This window comes from uncultured Maribacter sp. (assembly GCF_947500405.1).
Lineage (GTDB): Bacteria > Bacteroidota > Bacteroidia > Flavobacteriales > Flavobacteriaceae > Maribacter_B.
Genome location: NZ_CANMRY010000008.1, coordinates 100,706 through 120,689, shown reverse-complemented (window position 1 = coordinate 120,689; position 19,984 = coordinate 100,706). Strand labels below are relative to the sequence as shown.

General features: G+C 33.7%; 11 protein-coding genes. 6 read left to right on the top strand and 5 right to left on the bottom strand.

The window, feature by feature from the left end:
• Positions 1-6: 6 nt before the first annotated feature.
• The gene (locus tag Q0945_RS12135) at positions 7-750 is read left to right on the top strand and encodes an SGNH/GDSL hydrolase family protein (protein ID WP_299434902.1); all 744 of its coding nucleotides are present in this window, start codon (positions 7-9) and stop codon (positions 748-750) included.
• A gap of 91 nt (positions 751-841) precedes the next feature.
• Complete coding sequence (locus tag Q0945_RS12130) at positions 842-4,138, top strand: DUF5107 domain-containing protein (RefSeq protein WP_299434900.1); 3,297 nt, start codon at positions 842-844, stop codon at positions 4,136-4,138.
• Positions 4,139-5,069: 931 nt separating this feature from the next.
• On the opposite strand, the gene Q0945_RS12125 is transcribed toward Q0945_RS12130, so the two are convergent.
• The 5 genes from Q0945_RS12125 to Q0945_RS12105 are packed head-to-tail and all read right to left on the bottom strand — an operon-like array spanning position 5,070 to position 12,702.
• Positions 5,070-6,266 carry an acetate kinase gene (locus Q0945_RS12125; protein ID WP_299434898.1) on the bottom strand — a complete coding sequence of 399 codons (1,197 nt, stop codon included), beginning with the start codon at positions 6,264-6,266 and terminating at the stop codon, positions 5,070-5,072.
• 14 nt (positions 6,267-6,280) lie between these two features.
• The gene (gene pta / locus Q0945_RS12120) at positions 6,281-8,368 is read right to left on the bottom strand and encodes a phosphate acetyltransferase (RefSeq protein ID WP_299434896.1); all 2,088 of its coding nucleotides are present in this window, start codon (positions 8,366-8,368) and stop codon (positions 6,281-6,283) included.
• 36 nt (positions 8,369-8,404) lie between these two features.
• Positions 8,405-10,036, bottom strand: coding sequence for a phosphoenolpyruvate carboxykinase (ATP) (gene pckA, locus Q0945_RS12115; RefSeq protein ID WP_299434894.1), 1,632 nt, complete (start codon positions 10,034-10,036; stop codon positions 8,405-8,407).
• Between the two features lie 25 nt (positions 10,037-10,061).
• Entirely contained in the window at positions 10,062-11,900 is a 1,839-nt protein-coding gene (locus Q0945_RS12110) for an SLC13 family permease (RefSeq protein ID WP_299434892.1), read from the bottom strand.
• 22 nt (positions 11,901-11,922) lie between these two features.
• Positions 11,923-12,702 (bottom strand): universal stress protein, encoded by a 780-nt coding sequence (locus Q0945_RS12105; RefSeq protein WP_299434890.1) that lies wholly within the window; start codon positions 12,700-12,702, stop codon positions 11,923-11,925.
• 231 nt (positions 12,703-12,933) lie between these two features.
• On the opposite strand from Q0945_RS12105, the gene Q0945_RS12100 reads away from it, so the two are divergent.
• The 4 genes from Q0945_RS12100 to Q0945_RS12085 all read left to right on the top strand — a co-directional run bounded on the left by Q0945_RS12100 (position 12,934) and on the right by Q0945_RS12085 (position 19,972).
• Complete coding sequence (locus Q0945_RS12100; RefSeq protein WP_299434888.1) at positions 12,934-13,662, top strand: DUF2490 domain-containing protein; 729 nt, start codon at positions 12,934-12,936, stop codon at positions 13,660-13,662.
• 209 nt (positions 13,663-13,871) lie between these two features.
• On the top strand, positions 13,872-14,186 hold the full coding sequence (locus tag Q0945_RS12095; RefSeq protein ID WP_299434886.1) for a hypothetical protein: 315 nt from the start codon (positions 13,872-13,874) through the stop codon (positions 14,184-14,186).
• A 172-nt stretch (positions 14,187-14,358) separates the two neighbouring features.
• A complete protein-coding gene (locus Q0945_RS12090) occupies positions 14,359-14,913 on the top strand; it encodes a DUF4347 domain-containing protein (RefSeq protein ID WP_299434884.1) in 555 nt (184 codons plus the stop codon).
• Between the two features lie 10 nt (positions 14,914-14,923).
• A complete protein-coding gene (locus tag Q0945_RS12085; RefSeq protein WP_299434882.1) occupies positions 14,924-19,972 on the top strand; it encodes a gliding motility-associated C-terminal domain-containing protein in 5,049 nt (1,682 codons plus the stop codon).
• The last annotated feature ends 12 nt before the right edge of the window (positions 19,973-19,984 follow it).

Genomic DNA, 19,984 nt, shown 5'->3' with positions numbered 1-19,984 from the left:
CAGCATATGAAAGTTATATTAAAAGGGCATATCATATTAGTACTCATACTATTTTTGAGTTTAAACTTTGCATGCGCACAACAAAAAAGCGTAGTAGAATCAAATAAAGCAATAGCATCTCATTATTTAGATTCACTTAAAACCAAGTTAAGAGTAAAGTGGCCTAAAAACCATACTATAAATTTAGTATTTCACGGGCACTCGGTGCCAACGGGATATACCACAGGAGGTGTTTTAGATAGACTGAATGCATATCCCTATAGAACCTTAAAAAAGGTAAACGATTTCTACCCGTATTCGGTAGTAAATACCATTACAACTTCAATTGGTGGAGAACAAGCAGAACAAGGAGCAAAGCGTTTTAAAGATGAAGTTTTAAATCATAAACCAGATGTACTTTTTATCGATTACGGATTAAACGATAGGAGAATAGGATTAGAACGTGCAAAAATAGCGTGGGAACAAATGATACAAAATGCATTAGTTTACGGTACAAAAGTGATTTTATTAACACCTACACCAGATTTAAAAGAAGATATTTCCTCTAACGAAACACCATTAGCAAAACATAGCCAACAAATTAGAGCGTTAGCTAAAAAATACAATGTTGGTTTAGTAGATAGTTATGCGCTGTTTAAAGCATTGGCTGAAATTCAGCCATTAAGAGGTTATATGTCACAAAATAACCATATCAACCAAAAGGGACATCAGTTTGTTGCCGACGCCATTTTTGAATATTTCAAACTATAATAGAAAAACAAGCATTACAATTCAACAATTAGAAAAAATATTAGAAAATTAATATCTGCATTTGCAAAAGTGTAGCGTAAAATATTAAAGTATGAAAACTGTAAAGGCCTGGGAAGAAAAAGTAATAATTCCTACTTATGAAGTTGGTAGACCTGAGAAGTATCCTGTTTTTCTTGAAAAACGCGTATATCAAGCCAGTAGTGGATCGGTATATCCACATCCAGTAATAGAAAAAATTAGTGACACTAAAGTAGATAAAGAATGGAGTGCCATTTTTATTGAAAATGATTATATTAAATTGATGATTTTACCAGCTTTGGGTGGTAGAATTCAAAGAGCGTATGATAAGATTCGTAAACGCGATTTTGTATATTACAATCACGTTATAAAGCCAGCTCTTGTTGGTTTAACCGGACCTTGGATTTCTGGAGGTATAGAGTTCAACTGGCCACAACACCACAGACCAAGCACTTACGACCCTACAGATTTTTATATAGAAGAAAATGATGATGGCAGTAAAACGATTTGGGTAAGCGAATTAGAGCGTATGTTCCGTACTAAAGGTATGGCAGGTTTTACATTGCATCCAGATAAGGCGTATATTGAAATTAAGGCGCATTTGTATAACAGAACGCCTCATCCACAAACGTTTTTATGGTGGGCAAACCCTGCTGTAGCCGTAAATGATCATTATCAGTCAGTATTTCCACCAGATGTAAATGCAGTTTTTGATCATGGAAAACGAGACGTTTCAGAATTTCCAATAGCAAAAGGAGAATATTACAAAGTAGACTATTCGCCAGGAACCGATATTTCTAGATATAAAAATATTCCAGTGCCAACCAGTTATATGGCAATTACATCAAAATACGATTTTGTAGGAGGTTATGAAAACGATTCAAAAGGAGGGTTACTTCACGTTGCAGATCATAATGTATCGCCAGGAAAAAAACAATGGACTTGGGGTAACGGAGAATTTGGTAAAGCTTGGGATAGAAATTTAACAGATGAAGACGGGCCATATATTGAACTAATGTGTGGTGTTTATACAGATAATCAGCCAGATTTTTCTTGGATGCATCCGTATGAAGAAAAAAGCTTTAAGCAGTATTTTATGCCATACTACAATGTAGGTGTTGTAAAAAATGCAACTAAAGAAGCTCTGGTAAATCTAGAAATGGTAGATGGTAAAGCTTTGGTAAAAGTTTACGTAACATCAACTTACGATGATTGTGTAATTACGCTAAAAGCAGGAAATAAAGTGTTATATGACGAAGTTTTAAATCTTTCTCCAGCAATAGGCTTTGAAAAAGCCATAGATATAGATGATTTTACGTTTGATGATTTACAAATATCAGTTAATGATAGTGCGGGAAAAGTATTAGTAGCATGGGAACCAGATAAAGATTTATCTGAAGAAATTCCAGAACCAGCTAAAGCTGCAAAAGACCCAAAAGATATTGATACCGTTGAAGGTTTATATTTAAGAGGGTTGCATTTAGAACAATACAGACACGCTACTTTTAATGCAACCGATTATTACGAAGAAGCATTAAGACGTTCGCCAAAAGATGTGCGTTGTAATAATGCCATGGGACTTTGGCACATGCGCAAAGGGCAATTAGAAAAATCTATTTCTTATTTCGATACGGCTATTGAAACATTAACTAGTCATAATCCAAATCCATATGATGGAGAACCATATTTCAATAAAGGATTAGCTTTAAATTTCTTAGGAAAAAAAGAAGAGGCTTATGCAAGTTTCTTTAAAGCGTGTTGGAATGCACAATGGCAGGATGCTGGTTATTTCAATTTAGCACAAATAGATTGTTTTCGAGGAGATTTAGATAAAGCTTTAGATTTAGTAGATAGAGCTTTAATTAAAAACTGGCACAACCATAAAGCAAGACACTTAAAAGTTATCATTTTAAGAAAATTGGGTAAAGTTGAAGCAGCCAGTAAACTAGTAGAAGAGTCTTTGGCTATTGATAAGTTCAATTTTGGCGCTTTATACGAGCGTTATATTTTATCTAACAAGCAAGAAGATTTAGAGGCTTTCAAAAACATCTTAAGAGATTATGCTCATAATTATATAGAATTTTCTTTAGATTATGCTATGGCCGGTCAGTTTGATGAAGCTATTTCATTATTAAAAGTACTTACGAATAATAATGATAGTGTTTACCCAATGGTACATTATTTTATGGGTTGGTATTACGACCAAAAAGACGAAAGTAGCAATGCATTGGAGGCTTACAAAGAAGCATCACAAATGCCAGACACCTATTGTTTTCCTAATAAAATAGAAGAAGTTTTAGCATTACGGGCAGCTTGTAATGCAAACCCAACAGATGCCAAAGCATTCTATTATTTAGGAAATTTTTGGTACGCTAACAGACAATATGCAGAAGCCAAATACTGTTGGGAATCTTCTGTAAAATTAGATGATGGTTTCGCAATCACACATCGTAATTTGGCATTGTTGTATTATAACAAAACCAATCAAAAAGAATTGGCTGTACAACATTTAGAAAGTGCTTTTGAGTTAGATAATACAGATGCTAGATTGTTAATGGAACTTGATCAGTTGTATAAAAAAATCAATATTTCTATAGATAAACGTTTAGCCTTACTAGAGCAATATATGGAGTTAACAAACTCAAGAGACGATTTATATTTAGAGCGTATTTCTCTTTATAATTTGAAAGGCGAATTCAAAAAAGCAAAAGAATTGATTGAAAACCGTCAGTTCCATCCTTGGGAAGGAGGTGAAGGTAAAGTACCATTTCAATATTTAACAGCTTATACAGAACTTGCGAAGAAAAATATCAACTTAAAAAACTTTGATTACGCAATTGAGTTGTTAGAAGCAGCGAAAACTTACCCTTATAATTTAGGAGAGGGAAAGTTACATGGCACCGTTGAGAATGATATTGACTACTGGTTAGGTTGCGCTCATGAAGGTTTAGGAAATTCAGATAAAGCAAAAAAATATTTTGAATTAGCATCTGATGGGTTGAGTGACCCCAGTCCTGCTATTTTTTATAATGACCAACAGCCAGATAAAATATTTTATCAAGGATTGGCCTTACAAAAATTAGGTAGAACTGATGAAGCAAATATGCGTTTTAAAAACCTTCTTAATTATGGTGAAAAGCATATGAATGATGATGTGAAACTAGACTATTTTGCTATTTCATTGCCAGATTTATTAATTTGGGAAGAAAATTTAAATGTAATTAATAAAATTCATTGTAATTATTTAATCGGATTAGGCCAATTAGGGCTAGGTAATAATACTGAGGCTACAGAAGCATTTGGAAAAGTAACCAACACAAATTTATCTCATATTCCAGCAAAAGTTCATGCAGAATTTGTAAATGCTTAATAGTTTTAGAGAAATGAATTATAAATTCCATTTTAAAAGTGCATTATTGATGCTGTTTTTTATGGCTAGTTATATTTTGTTATTCACAAAAAGACGAACCTAGTATCGTTATTATTTATGTTTACGGTTTAGGATTTGACGATATTGGAGTAAATGGAGCTATTGGGGTTAATACCAATATATTGATAAACTTGCTGGTAATGGGGTAAATTTTACAGATGCCCACTGTTCCACTTCAATCTGAACACTATCGAGATATTCGCTTTTAACAAGAAATTAATACACTATTGATTATCTATCCCAGTATGGGAGCATTGCCTAAAATCCTTCAAAAGGCAGGATATAATAAGGGTATTGCGGGCAAATGGTATTTAGGGTTAGGAAACGGTAAAATTGTTTGGAACAAAAAAAATCGTTGGGATCAGAGGAAGTTGGTTTTGATTATAGTTTTTTAATTTCAGCTACTGGCGATAGGCTACCTTGCATGTTTGTTGAAAACTAAGAGGTATTAATCTAAACCCAGACAATCCCATAACAGTTAGTTACGGTACCAGAATTGAAGGATACCCTTAGGGTTTTCAGCATCCGGAATTATTAAAACAACATACAGTCCCATACCATCAAGTTTTGGGGCGGGAGGAAAGTCTACATCGAATTAAAATCTCCCATTCTATTAGATAGTACTCTTTGCAAATCTATTTGTTCTATATGTTACATGTCTGGGGTCTCCATCAAAGTACTCTTCTACTTCAGTAAAATGATTCATACTTCGTATATAACGTTTAGGCCCTAATTGCATAGCGTTAAAATTACGTCTTATTTGAGGTATCTACACGAAGACACACTAAGTTAGGTCTACTATCAAATCCTAATTCAATTACTCCATTTGTATTGCCATTAACATGGCAAGAAAAATTAGTAATAACAACCTTTATTTGGTTATAATATTAGATAACGAATAACTTTGTTTAGCAATTTCAAGTTCTTCATTCGTTGGGATTACTAAAATACGAGTAGTACTAGACGAGGAGCCTATATCCCTAATACCATCTATTTTAAGATTATTCCTTTCATTATCTAATTGAATATTAAAACATTCTAAACCTTCACATATTAATTTTCTTAACGTACTAGAATTTTCACCAATACCAGCAGTAAAAACAATAGCGTCTATGCCAGAAAGTACAGTAATATAGGAACCAATATATTTTTTAATTCTATAGGCAGAAAGTTTTAATGCAAGAATACAATCAGAGTTTCCTGCTTTTGCTTTTTTATCAATTTCACGAAGATCAGAATATCCTGTGAGACCAAAAAGTCCACTTTTTTTTTGGAGTATATTACTAACTTCTTGTCCTGTAAGATTTAAATTTTCCATCATATAAAAAATGATAGATTGGTCTATATCTCCGCAGCGAGTACCCATTACCAAACCATTAGTAGGACTAAAACCTAAAGAATGGTCAATACTTTTGCCATTTTTAACAGCAGTAATACTACAGCCATTTCCAAGGTGTATTGTAATTATTTTACTTTGCTTTTTTTTGAGAATTGAATTTGCTTTTTCAGATACATATTTATGACTTGTACCATGAAAACCATATGCTCTAATTTTGTGCTTAAGAGCTATATCTTTAGGAATAGCGTAGGTATAAGCTACTTCTGGTAAAGTTTGAAAAAAAGCAGTGTCAAAAACAGCAATTTGTTCAGCATCTTTAAATACGTTTATAGCAACTCTAATACCTTCTGCATTAGCAGGATTATGTAATGGCGCTAAAAAAGACAATGCTTCTATTTCTTTTAAAACTTCTGGCGTAACCTTTGTTGGAGCATTAAATTTACTGCCGCCATGTACTACTCTGTGTCCCACAATATTAATATCAGAAACAGAAGAAATTAATTTCTGGGAAGGATCTAATAAAAATTGAGAAATTTTATCAAGTCCTACACCATGATTAGGTATTTGTGTTTTTTCTTTATGAGAGTAACTTCCTTTTTTATAACTAAAAAAGCTATCCTCTAGGCCTATACGTTCTAATAAACCTTTACACAAAACTTTTTCAGTAGGCATTTGTATAAGTTGAAACTTAATAGAAGAGCTACCTGAATTAATTATTAATATGTTCATTAATTAAATTTAAATTATTGTTCCTGAGCTTGTATTGCGGTTACTATAACGGTATTAAAAATATCTTCTATAGTACAGCCTCTACTTAAATCGTTTACTGGTTTATTTAAGCCCTGAAGTATTGGTCCAATGGCTAAAGCTCCTGTTTCTCTTTGTACTGCTTTATACGTGTTATTTCCGGTATTTAAATCAGGGAAAATTAATACAGATGCTTGTCCTGCTACTTTAGAATTAGGTAATTTTTTTTTACCAACTATAGGGTCTACAGCTGCATCATACTGTATGGGACCTTCCACATTAAGGTCTTTTCTTTTTTCTTTAACTAAATCTGTAGCCTGGCGTACACGGTCTACATCTTCACCAATTCCAGATGCTCCAGAAGAATAAGATAGCATTGCAATTTTAGGTTCAATATTAAAGGCTTTTGCGGTATCTGCAGAGGATATTGCTATCTCTGCAAGTTCTATAGCTGTTGGATTTGGGTTTATAGCGCAGTCTCCAAAAACAGAGACTCTATTTTCTAGACACATAAAAAAGATAGAAGAGACTATAGAGCTATTAGGTTTTGTTTTTATAAACTGCAAGGCAGGTCTAATAGTATGTTGTGTAGTGTGTATTGCACCAGATACCATACCATCTGCATCTCCTTTATAAACCATCATAGTTCCAAAATAGGAAATATCTTGCATTAAATCTTTTGCAGCGTCCATAGTAATGCCTTTGTGTTTTCTGAGTTCATAAAGCGTAATCACATAATCGTCAAAATTACTAGAAGAGTAGGGGTCTGTTATTGCAATACCTTTTAAATTTAGACCATGTAGAATTGCATTTTTTTCAATCTCTTCTTTATTCCCTAATAAAATTAAATCTACCACTCCGGTTTTTTGTAAGTTGGAAGCAGCTTGTAGTATTCTCAAATCTTCACCTTCGGGCAAAACAATTCTTTTTTTAATTGCTTGCGCGCGTAAAGCCAAATTATACTGGAACATTCTAGGAGTTACTATTTTTGGTTCATAGGTTTCCAGTTTTTCCAGTATCTCTTGTCTGTTTATATGCTTATTAAATAAGGCAATAGAAGTGTTTATTTTTCCTTTGTTTTTTGCGTAAATTTTAGATTTAATATTCCCAACTGCATTTGTGGTGGCAAAAGTGCCTTGTTTTACAGATAAAATTGGCACACTAGGCTCAGAACCTTCTAAGAGTTTCATTATAGATTCTTCAGGTTTAATACCGCCGGTAAGCAAAATTCCAGAAATAGCAGGATAGTTTGCAGAGGAGTTTGCTTGCAAAGCCCCTAAAATTATATCGGATCTATCACCAGGAGTAATAACTAAACCATTAGCACTTAAATGCTTTAGATAATTTGCTAATTGCATAGCACCAACACCAAAACTTCCGGTTTGGTTGTTTAAATAATTTTTTCCAAAAAGCACTTCGGCCATTAAAGCATCTCTTATCTCCATTATGGTAGGATGGGATAATTCTGGATGCCTAGGAACGGAATATATAGATGTTTTATTATCTAATTCCTTAGAAATTTCAGTGATTACTAGTTCTGTGTTTTCAGGGCGAGTTTTATTAGCAATTACACCGAGAATATTTAAACCTTTGTCTTTATAAGAGCGTACCGCAGATACGACACTACTACAAAAATCTTTTAGGGATTTACCTTTTGCATTATCTACTAAAATAACAGGAGATCCCAAGTTTTTTGCTATATCCCTGTTTAGGTCTAGTTCTATTACATTGTTTTCTCTATAAAAATCTGTTCCTTCAATTAAAATAAAGTCAAAACGTTTTTCTAAATTTTTATAAGTATTGATAATCCTGTCAAGAATTTCACTGCTTTTTCCCTCATTATATAGTTCTAAGACTTCATCTTGAGTTAAGGCGTAAGATTCTTTGACAGGAATATCAATATTAAAATGGTTAATTACCGTTTCAATATGATTATCGGCTCCATTGGAGTTTACTTGGTCAATAACTGGTCTAAAGTAGCCCACCTTTCCCATTTTGCCCAGTAGCATTTCCATTAGTCCTAAAACTACCAAAGATTTACCGCTATGGGCTTCTAAAGTAGCTACGTAAAGTGATTTTACCATTTTAAATTATATAAAGTGAAAGTTTTTTGTTTTAATTTACAAGTGAGCTAAACCTTGATGTGTGTCAATTAACGGCCCACCATGCATAATCTCATTAGATGCTTGATCTATAAATTTATCAAAATTTAAATGAAAAGAGTGTGCTAATTGTATAGCTTTACTAACGTATGCTCCTTTTTGTAACCAAGTATTCATTGGGTCTAATATTTCTGAAGGTACATCATGTATATATTTTGGCATGTGTAACCCAAACACAGGATGCTGTTCATAATCTACATCATTAAGGGCTCCTTTCATAGCCTCTGTAATCATAGTTCTTGTGTAGCGTAACTTTATTCTAGAACCTACACCATAAGGTCCGCCGCTCCAACCTGTATTTACTAGCCATACATTTACGCCAGCTTCGGTCATTTTTTTACTTAACATTTCTGCGTATACTGTAGGGTGTAGCGGCATAAATGGTTCTCCAAAACAAGCCGAAAAGGATGGTACTGGTTCTGTAATACCAGCTTCTGTACCAGCAACTTTAGCGGTATATCCAGATATAAAATGATACGCAGCTTGTCCTGGGGTAAGTTTAGATATTGGAGGTAAAACCCCAAAAGCATCACAAGTTAAAAAGAAAATATTTTTAGGATTTTTTGCAAAAGAAGGTTGCATAATGTTATCTATATGATGTATTGGATAACTTACTCTTGTATTTTGAGTAATAGAAGTATCTTCGTAATCTACCTCTTTTGTTCCTTCCTTAAAAACAATATTTTCTAGCATAGCTCCAGGGCGAATTGCACGAAAAATGTCTGGTTCTTTTTCTTCTGTTAAATCTACAACTTTAGCGTAACAACCACCTTCAAAATTAAAAATGGTATTATCAGCTGTCCAACCATGTTCGTCATCTCCGATTAGCTTACGATTTGGATCTGCAGATAAAGTAGTTTTTCCTGTGCCAGAAAGTCCAAAGAAAATAGCAGTTTCTCCATCTTCTCCTACGTTTGCAGAGCAGTGCATAGGTAAAACATTCTTCTCTATAGGCAGTATAAGATTAAGTGCGCTAAAAATACCTTTCTTCATTTCTCCAGCATAAGCAGAACCACCTACTAACGCAATTTTTCTTGTAAAGTCTAAAATAGAGAAGTTTCCTTGTCGTATTCCAAGAGCCTCAGCATTTGGTGTTTCATAACCTGAGGCACATACTACTAACCAATCTTCAGAAAAATCTGCATATTCAGAATCTTTTAGTCTTAAGAACATATTATTTACAAAATAGTTAGACCATGGATACTCTGCTATAGTCCTAACATTTAAGCGATATTCAGGAGCAGCACAAACATAACCGTCGTGTATATAAATTTCTTTATTAGAAAGGTAGTTTACAACTTCGTTATATAATTGGTTAAAGCTATCAGAACTGATGCCTTTATTAGTTCTGTTCCAAAAAACTTTATCTTTCGTATAATCATCTTTTACTAGGAAGCGATCTTGCGGAGACCTACCAGTAAATTTACCAGTATTTATACAAAGAGTACCATTCTCGGTCTCTGTACCCATTCCTTTTTCTAATGTTATTTTTTGAAGAGTATCTGCATCTAAATTCCAGTGCGCATTTGCATCTTTAATACCGTACTTTTCTAGGTTAGAGTTAGTAGGTTTTTTTGTTATTGTTTCCATAATATTCTGATTTTTAAGTTATTAATTAAAATGGCCAAAATAATGGCACTAAAAATATTGTTGTAATAAAAAATAGGAAGAGTAATGGTGCTCCAACTTTTACATAATCTAGGAATTTGTAACCTCCAGCAGCCATAACCATTGCATTGGTAGTAGTACCTACAGGAGTTAAAAATGCAGTTGATGCCGATACCGCTACAACAATCATAAATGGTTTAGGAGAAACTCCTAGCGTAGTAGCGGCAATTAAAGCAATTGGAGCCATTAGAACTGCTGTTGCCGAATTGTTTATGGTTTGACTAAAAGCAGTTGTTAATAAGAAAATACCACCTAAAAGCATGGTAGGGTTTATAGCTCCTAACTTTGTTACAAGGGTGTCTGCGGCCCATTGTGCAACACCTGTTTTTTGTAGTGCCACTCCCATAGGAATCATTGCGGCGATCATAACCACACTTGTCCAGCTTATTCCTTTGTAGGCTTTGTTTATAGGCACACAACCAGTAAGCATTAACACTCCTGCGCAAACTAATGCAGCAATAGCACCGGGCAAAATTTTAAATACTAATAAAATAATCATTAGGATTAAGGTACTTAGTGCTATATAGGATTTAAGAGTAAGTTTATCTACATTTTTGGCCATTGTTTCTGGATTACCAGATATAACAACATGTTCGTATTCTTGCTGTAAATCTTCTATAGCATTCCATAATCCTCTAATAATAAAAGCATCTCCTGGTTTTATAGTCACTTCTTCCCCCACAAGTGGAGCATTATCTCGAGACACGCCTAAAAGTTGAATGCGATTTTTATCTAAATAACTTCCTAAAGGAACTTTGCGTCCTACAAAAGCAGAATTAGGTGTTATAAGCATTTGAGAAAGCCCTACTTCTTGATTAATAAGCTCTTCTTTTAATTCTGAATTTGTATGTTTAAAAGGAATAATTCCTAATTTATATTTGCGCATTATAAAATCAATATTCTTTGCTTTTCCTTTAACTGTTATAATATCATGATAACGCATTTGAGTCTTAGGTTCAGGAAACTCTACAAATTCAGGAACTCTTTTTAAAGTATTAGAATGTCTTCTGCGCAAGCGCATAATGGTTACTTTATGATTCTCCTCAAAATTCCAATCTTCAATTTTTGTATTTATAAGAGGAGACATAGAACGGATACGAAAACGGTACATATTATCCCCAATACTATAATCTTTAACCCATTTGTGCATTTCAGAATCTATGTCTATTGGGCGGTCTTTTGTTTTGTTTGATGGTAAAAGTCTATGTCCTATATGTTTAAAATATAGTAGAGCAATAAGTAATAGAGGAACTCCTATTAAACCAAATTCAAAAAAAGAGAATCCTTCTAAACCAGCATCTACCAAAGCATTACTAGCTATAATATTTGGAGGTGTTCCTGTTAAGGTTAGCAAACCTCCCGTATTAGAACCAAAAGCTATAGGCATTAATAGTTTGGATGGTAATGTACCGGCGTTCCATGCAGCGGATACAGTTACAGGTAATAAGGCTGTTACAGTTCCAGTATTGCTTACAAAACCAGAAAGTATACTGGAGCCCATAGTTACAATGATTAGTAACTTAGGAACGCTATTACCAGCCCATTCTACAAACTTTTTACCTGCCAAAGCTGTCCACCCAGTTCTTGAAAGACCTTCACCAATTATAAATAATGCAGCAATCATTACTACTGTAGGGTTGCTAAAACCGCTTAACGTCTCTTTTAAACTTAGAACACCAGATAAATAAAGGGTAAGCATAGCTAAAATGGCTACAACATCTGGCGGATATTTTCCCCAGATAAAAAGTAGTATGGTAATACTTAAGATTATAGTTATGGTTAGCAAGATTTTGTTTTTTTAGAATTAATTATTCAATTGTTAATACAGGTACTGTAGCTTTTAATACTAGTTCCTTAGTAAGTAAGCCATCAGACGGAGTAGCTTTTTTGGTATGGTTTCTAGGAAGAATAGCAATCATATCTATATCATGTTTATTCACATAAGAAAAAATTCCTTCTACTATATCTGGGTTTTCTATAAAGGTATGTTCACTGTAAAAATTCTCTAGATAGTACATTAATGTATTCTCATTTTTTTCATCACTTTCTGTATATCCAAAAGTTCCTGGTTCATTTTGAATAGTTAAAACATGAACTTTAGCGTTAAACTTTTGAGAAATATTTAAAAGGATTTTTAAGGCAGTAGGCTTATCAATTTCATTTTTTCCTAAGACCAAAATAATATTCTTAATTTTTTGTTTTTTATTGCCTTCAGGAACAACCAAAATTGGATATTTAGATTCATTAACAAGTTTGGAGGTGAAAGAAAAATCTTTATCTAAAGACCACCCTGAAGTACCCATAATAATTAAGTCAGATTTTTTTTCTTCTTGCACTTCCATTATTACATCTGTAACAGAACCATCCCAGCCTAATGACCATGTCATTGGAATTTTAAGCTTGTTTTCATATTTTTTGGAAAGACTTTGATAAGTGTCACGCATCTTGTCATCATCTGCATTATTAGATACATGGATGAGGTTTATGTTTATCTTTTCATCTGCCACAAAGTGTACAGCATAGTCCAAAGCTTTATCGGCACTTTTAGAATAATCATAGGGTACTAATATTTTAGATATTGTGTTCATGGTAACTTTGTTTTTAAGATTATAGAAATATTCTATTCAAAAGTATATTGGTTTCTTTTTATAAAATGTGACTTATGTCATGTTCTGATTATAAACCTGTTAGGTGCATTATTTTTAACTTTATGTTAACCTAAATTTTATACGCTAAAAAATCTAAACATGTCATATGTCATGTTTTGACAGGTATGCATTTTAAAAATTTGTACTTGATTCTAAAGAAGAATTTTTGTAATGATAAAATTTAGAAAAAGTGCAGATTACTATGGATTAAATAGAACTTTTAAAAAGGGTATAACAATACTTTTAATGCTTGTTTCCTTTGTAAACTTTGCACAAGAAAAGGAGGATTTGTTAGGGTCTTGGTTTATAATTTCAGGAAGTAATAAAATATCTAATAAATTTAGTATTCCAACTCTGAGTATTTTAAGACATTATAAACTTATTAGTAATTATGAGTTTGCTTTTTTTAGAACAGGATTAACCTATCAAGTGAAAAAGAATTTTCTAACTACAATAGGAGTAGCATATTTAGATTCTGAAGCATATATAGGTAATGAATTTGGGGGGCATACTAAACAGATTTGGTTATATGAAGAGTTAGTATTTAAATCAAAATATAAAAACGCACTAATTTCTAATAGAATACGATTAGAATCTTGTTGGATTGATAAAGTAGGGGAGAGTTTAGTAAATAATAGAATTAGATATAGATTACAAGCAAAAATCCCTTTAAATAATGCTTTTTATTTTAAAATATTTAATGAATATTTTATAAACCTAAAAGCACCCCACTTTAACCAAAATAGATTTTTTATTGGGTTGGGCCATAATGTAACAAAGAGTGTAAAAGTAGATATTGGGTACATGAAAAATACTTTTAAAAAAAGTAATTTTGATCGTATACAGTTAGCTGTTTATTTTAAAACTGATTTTAGAAAAAAGAATAACCTAAATTTATAAACTCCCAATAAATTCCGATAAGTTTACAGACTTTTTTAGATTCATTTTTTTCTAAGCCTGTATCGCAAGGTGTTAATTCTAATAAGTTTTTTATTTTATATCTATAATTAAAATACGTTGTTTATAAATATAAAACGGGCATTAAACTCTTTCTAGTCTGTTTACTGTTAGTTTTTTTAGGAGAACCCAAAGCAGGTAAAAAAAATGCAATGCGCACTATTGGAGGGTATCATAAAAATATACCTCCATCACCAATTAAAAATGTTACGTTGTTAGGGAGCAATACAAAAGTAGATTGGGAAGTAACTACCGATAGTTTTTACTTAACCATGCCAGAAGTAGAGTTTAATTTAGAGGTTGCAAATACAAAAAGCAATATTTTCCTTGGAGAGGTAAGTTTAGAAGCTAGTTACAAGAAATGTTTCTTAGGAGTTTTAGGCATGGTTCCAATTTCTCAAAATTTAAATAGTAAAAGAGTAGAACTTAAGAATAGAATTTCAGTTTATTTGAATGTTAATATATAAAACAATTAATTGTAAGAGTTTTATTTAAACAATGTTGTGTTAAAGTAATGTAATACCGTTTTTTTTGAAAGTTACATACAAATTTACATCAACTCACAACATTTGTAAGAAAATACGTACTTTAAATATTTAATTTAGCGTTTAACTATAAAATATAATTAAACCTTAATTTATGCAAACTAAATACTCTACTTCCAAAAGAACATTCATATATGTATTCTTTTTTTTATGTTTAAAATTTTATGCCCAATCTGGCTCTAAAAATCTGGTTGTTATAGATTCAGATTTTTCAGAGAAAACACAAATTATAAGCACTTTAAGTACAAATCAAGTTTTAGTAGAGTTAAACAATACTACAAATGCTTGGAAACAAATAAGAGAATTTTTGCAAGAAAATTCAGAAATTAAAACAATACACCTTTTTGCTAATGCATCTTATAATTCTTTACAAATGGGAGGTGTAGCCTATGATTTAAATTCAGTTAATGCTGAGTTTGAATTAAGTATGTTAGAAGGTCTTTATCAAGGAGAGCATATTCAATTGCTTGTATACAATTGTAATTTAGGCTCTAATACAGATGGTTTAGCTTTAATTAAAGCAATTGGTGAAAAAGCCTATTTTAATGTAGGTGCTTGTACTAGTTGTACTTCTATTTTTGATACTGCATTTAATTTCGACTATTGGTCTTTAAGTGCATCAATAACGAACTCCATTTTAACAAAATAAAATCCCCCAAATGAGAAAAATATTTAAAAACACCTTAGCGTGGGTATGCTTGGTATTTACCACTGTATCCTTTGCACAAACGGTAGATATGACAGTACAGCAGGGTCCTAACATAGATGTTATGGTAACTGTTGGTTCTGCACAATTAGATTTAGCACCTTTTGAAACAGATTTAGAGACATCTTTAATTAATAAAGGAATGCCTTTAGGTAAATTACGCGTAGAGGCTTTTGAAAGGAGTACTATATCATCAGATCAGGCAGATGCAGCTGATATTTTTAATAGTTGGGTAAAAATGGATTTTACTGGAGCGGAACCACCAAATCCACACAACTCATTGGCGGGAGGTGTGTATAGCGGACCATATTTTTCTTTTGACTCAGGAACAAACCGAATTTTAGCGGATCCTGTTGCAAGAAATTCAGGAAATTATGGAGTGGCAATGTATGATCCAACGGGCGATGTGTCTGATGGTTCAATTTCGGCAACTTTTGGTCTTTCAGGAGACCCATATGTACATGCAGAGGTAGGTTTTATCTTTAGAAAAGTAGATAATGATAATTTTTATGCGTATATCATTGATAATCATACTTATTGCGGGAATTTACAAGGATACGCTAGCGGAGATGGTTTTCCTGCAGAAGCTATTTTAAAAAGAGAAAATGGTGTAACAACTATTTTAGCTGTTAATACTAGTAGTGGGCAAAGTGGTACTGCAACTTACGGTTGGAACGGGAATAGAGCAGATATGTTCGGCGCTTTTTATAATGGTCAGGCTATTGATTTCAGGATTGAAATGAGTGGCAATGATATAAAAATTTATCGTAAAGGAGGAGGAGGTAATGCAGGGACAGATTGGATAGAATCATTTGATATTACCGACTCAACACACTCTACTGGTAGTTATGGTTTTTATGTTCACGAGCAAGAAAATGCATATTTTGAAGATATCGCAATCGAAAAATTATCATTAAGAGCTTTTAAAGATGTACTGAGAGAACCACAGTGGAGAAATAATGCATTACGCTTTAATATAAACTTAGACGACTTAGAGGTAGCAGATTTTAATGATGATTCCGATTTGTCAGAAATATTAATGCGTACCATAAATGAAGACATTCATTACATAGGTTGGGGTGTTAATGCAAATAAGACTCAGTTTGAAAGATTTGTTACACAAAACAATCAAAAAGGAACCTTTGTAAATAGAGATGAAACAGCTTATAATGATTGGATAGATCAAATAGCACAATATATATATAATCAGTATGTTTTTGGAACAGTAAGCGCTGGGGAATATTTTATAGCAGGTACTTCTGTAGAAATAGATGTTACACCAACCGAGTTAAAAACAAATACTGCAAACGCAAGTTACCCTAATGGTAGATGGAAGATAACTCATGATGAAACCTTTTTTGATAATAATAGTGGTAAAGTATCTTGGCATGATTTATATTTAGAAGATGTACCAGAGTTTTATGAAAAAACAGGAGAATACAGCTTTACTTTCGAGGATTTACCAACGGCACCAACGACACTATATTTTCATAGAAAACCAGTAGCTAGTTTTACATATAATCCAGGTGCAGGTACTTTAACAGATAACTCATATGATTTAGATGGTGGTGCTAATAATGGCATTGCAAATTCTGAATGGAAATGGAAATCCGTAGATGCAAGTGCAACAAATGATTGGACAATAGGGCAATTTAACCCTTCCGGTCAGCCAGACGGTCAGTACTTAATAATGCTTACGGTTCAGGATCATCAAGGAACGTATAGTTCTCCAGCGAGTGTTTATGTTGAAAAAACATCTGCAACTCCTACAAATGACGATTTACCTTTAGCGCAATTTAATATTTTACCAGATGTGTTAACCACATATGCTGGTACAATGACAATTGCTGTAGAGAATAATTCAGCAGATCCTTACGGAAGAACCCTTACTGCAGAAGAGTGGATTGTAACGCAACGAACTTATGATAATGAAGGTAACCCTACAGATGTTGAAATATATAATTCTACAACACCTATGACAGACTTTTCTGCATACAATTCAGAAAGTGCAGATTATATAATTAGTTTAAGAACACAAACAGATACAGGAGTATGGTCTTTACCATTTTATAGAACCTTAAATATAATTCACGACGCATCGAATCCAACAATTACGGCTTCGCCAGCGAACGGAAATGTTACAACGGAAGATAATATTACCTTAACTTTTTCAGATGAAGGCTTGGGAAGTGGTTTTGATGTACAACGTTATGCATTAACGCAAAGTGCTACACCACCTGCAACCGATGATGCTAATTGGAGTTCATGGAGTAATAGTCAATCTAAAGATGTTTCTTTTTCTACAGGAGGTAGCGGATGGTATATTCATGCAGAAGCTAAAGATAATGCAACGAATACGGCGGCAACTTCCTTTGGACCATACAATTTAACTTTAGTTGTTGCAGCAAATGATGATTTACTTGTAGTAGATGAAGATTCAGACGGAACCCCTGTAGACGTGTTGTATAATGATGTCTATGAGTCTGGTAATGACGCTACTTTATCCATAATAACACAGGGATTAAAAGGGTATGCTGAGGTAGACGGAGATAATACAAGGATTTTCTATTACCCAGATGAAAACGAAAATGGAACAGACAGTATTACTTACCAATTAGATGATAATGGTACACTTGTTACAGCAACTATTACCGTGTCAATAACTCCAGTAGACGATCAGCCAATAGGCAATGAAAATACTTTTGATGTTAATGAAAATGCGACACTTAATGATGATGTATCTACAAACGATGAAGAAGTAGATGGGGATCCTGTAACATATCATATAATTAGCAATCCTTCCAATGCATCTTCCTTTACTTTTAATTCAGACGGTACATTTACATATGTACATGATGGGGAAGAGGAAGAGCAAGACTCTTTTACGTATAATTTTCAAGATGGAAACTCATTTAGTGAAGATGTAACAGTAAATATAAACGTATCCTTACAAAATGATACTCCAACAGGGGGAGATATATCTATAGATGTTGTTCAGGATGTAGATTTTACATTCACACCAAGCAATTTTACATTTAATGATGATGATTTGGTAGATGAATTTAATGGAATCCAGATTATAACATTACCACCTTCAGGAAAAGGAGAGTTAACATATGAAGGTAATCCAGTTTCTGAAAATGATTTTATTGATGATGTTACACTCTTATTATATATAACCGAAGCAGGAGAATTTGGTACAGACTATACATCATTCACATTTAAGGTAAAAGATTTAGAAGATGCAGTAAGTACAGCTACTTATACCACTAGTATAGATGCAGAAGAAGATACAGACGGAGACGGAGATGGCAATAGTACGGATCCAGATGATGATGGAGATGGCACCCCCGATACGGATGACGCATTCCCATTAGATAATACCGAAGATACCGATACCGATAATGACGGTACAGGCGATAATGCTGATGATGACGATGATGATGATGGCACCCCAGATGAAGACGATGCATTCCCACTAGATGATACCGAAGATACCGATACGGATAATGACGGTACAGGCGATAATGCGGATACCGATGATGATAATGATGGCACCCCAGACGTTGATGATGCTTTTCCATTAGATGCCAATGAAGATACCGATACGGATAATGATGGTACAGGCGATAATGCAGATACCGATGACGACGGTGATGGTACACCAGATGAAGAGGATGATTTCCCGTTAGATGCCAATGAAGATACCGATACAGATAATGATGGTACAGGCGATAATGCAGATACCGATGATGATGATGATGGTACACCAGATGTTGATGATGCTTTTCCATTAGATGCCAATGAAGATACCGATACGGATAATGATGGTACAGGCGATAATGCAGATACCGATGACGACGGTGATGGTACACCAGATGAAGAGGATGATTTCCCGTTAGATGCCAATGAAGATACCGATACGGATAATGATGGTACAGGCGATAATGCAGATACCGATGATGATAATGATGGCACACCAGATTCAGAGGATGATTTCCCTTTAGATGCCAATGAAGATACCGATACAGATAATGATGGTACAGGCGATAATGCAGATACCGATGACGATGGTGATGGTACATCAGATGTTGAGGATGATTTCCCGTTAGATGCAAATGAAGATACCGATTCCGATAATGACGGAACAGGCGATAATGCAGATACCGATGATGATAATGATGGTACATCAGATGTTGATGATGATTTTCCACTAGATCCTACTGAGGATACCGATACGGATAACGATGGTACAGGCGATAATGCGGATGACGATGATGATAATGATGGCACCCTAGATTCTGAAGATGATTTTCCACTAGATCCTACAGAGGATACAGATACGGATAACGATGGTATTGGAGATTACGCAGATACCGATGATGATGGTGATGGAAATATAGATACCGATACCGATGGTGACGGTTTAGGAAATAATATTGATTTAGATGATGATAACGACGGTACTTTAGATTTTGAAGATGCTTTTTCAACAGATCCAGCAGAAGATACGGATACCGATGGCGATGGAACAGGGGATAACGCAGATTTAGATGATGATAATGATGGGTATTCGGATCAAGTAGAACATAGAGAAGGTACAGATTCTAAAAATTTCGCCAGTACACCTGAAGATACAGATTTAGATGGAATTTCTGATAGTGTTGATACCGACGATGATAATGATGGAGTTGTAGATACTGAGGATGTATTTCCTAAAATAGCAGAACCTACATTAGCACCATCTGAAGCATTTACGCCTAACGGAGATGGTATAAATGATAGTTGGGTTATTCCAGGAATAGATAATTATCCTAATTCCAATGTAAAAGTTTATAATCGATGGGGGCATGAGGTTTTTGCTACAGAAAGTTATAAAAATGATTGGAATGGAAAATACAAATCTAATTCAGAAAAACTTCCAGCAGGATCCTATTTATATGTAATAGACTTAGGTAATGGTACAGCACCGTTACGTGGTTGGATGTTTATTAATTACTAATGCAAAACCCCC

What these genes read in the sequence shown, in the direction of transcription:
- Q0945_RS12085 (WP_299434882.1), top strand. Translation starts at nt 14,924, where the DNA reads ATGAGAAAAATATTTAAAAACACCTTAGCGTGGGTATGCTTGGTATTT.
- Q0945_RS12095 (WP_299434886.1), top strand. Translation starts at nt 13,872, where the DNA reads ATGCGCACTATTGGAGGGTATCATAAAAATATACCTCCATCACCAATT.
- Q0945_RS12105 (WP_299434890.1), bottom strand. Translation starts at nt 12,702, where the DNA reads ATGAACACAATATCTAAAATATTAGTACCCTATGATTATTCTAAAAGT.
- Q0945_RS12135 (WP_299434902.1), top strand. Translation starts at nt 7, where the DNA reads ATGAAAGTTATATTAAAAGGGCATATCATATTAGTACTCATACTATTT.
- pckA (WP_299434894.1), bottom strand. Translation starts at nt 10,036, where the DNA reads ATGGAAACAATAACAAAAAAACCTACTAACTCTAACCTAGAAAAGTAC.
- Q0945_RS12100 (WP_299434888.1), top strand. Translation starts at nt 12,934, where the DNA reads ATGATAAAATTTAGAAAAAGTGCAGATTACTATGGATTAAATAGAACT.
- Q0945_RS12130 (WP_299434900.1), top strand. Translation starts at nt 842, where the DNA reads ATGAAAACTGTAAAGGCCTGGGAAGAAAAAGTAATAATTCCTACTTAT.
- pta (WP_299434896.1), bottom strand. Translation starts at nt 8,368, where the DNA reads ATGGTAAAATCACTTTACGTAGCTACTTTAGAAGCCCATAGCGGTAAA.
- Q0945_RS12090 (WP_299434884.1), top strand. Translation starts at nt 14,359, where the DNA reads ATGCAAACTAAATACTCTACTTCCAAAAGAACATTCATATATGTATTC.
- Q0945_RS12125 (WP_299434898.1), bottom strand. Translation starts at nt 6,266, where the DNA reads ATGAACATATTAATAATTAATTCAGGTAGCTCTTCTATTAAGTTTCAA.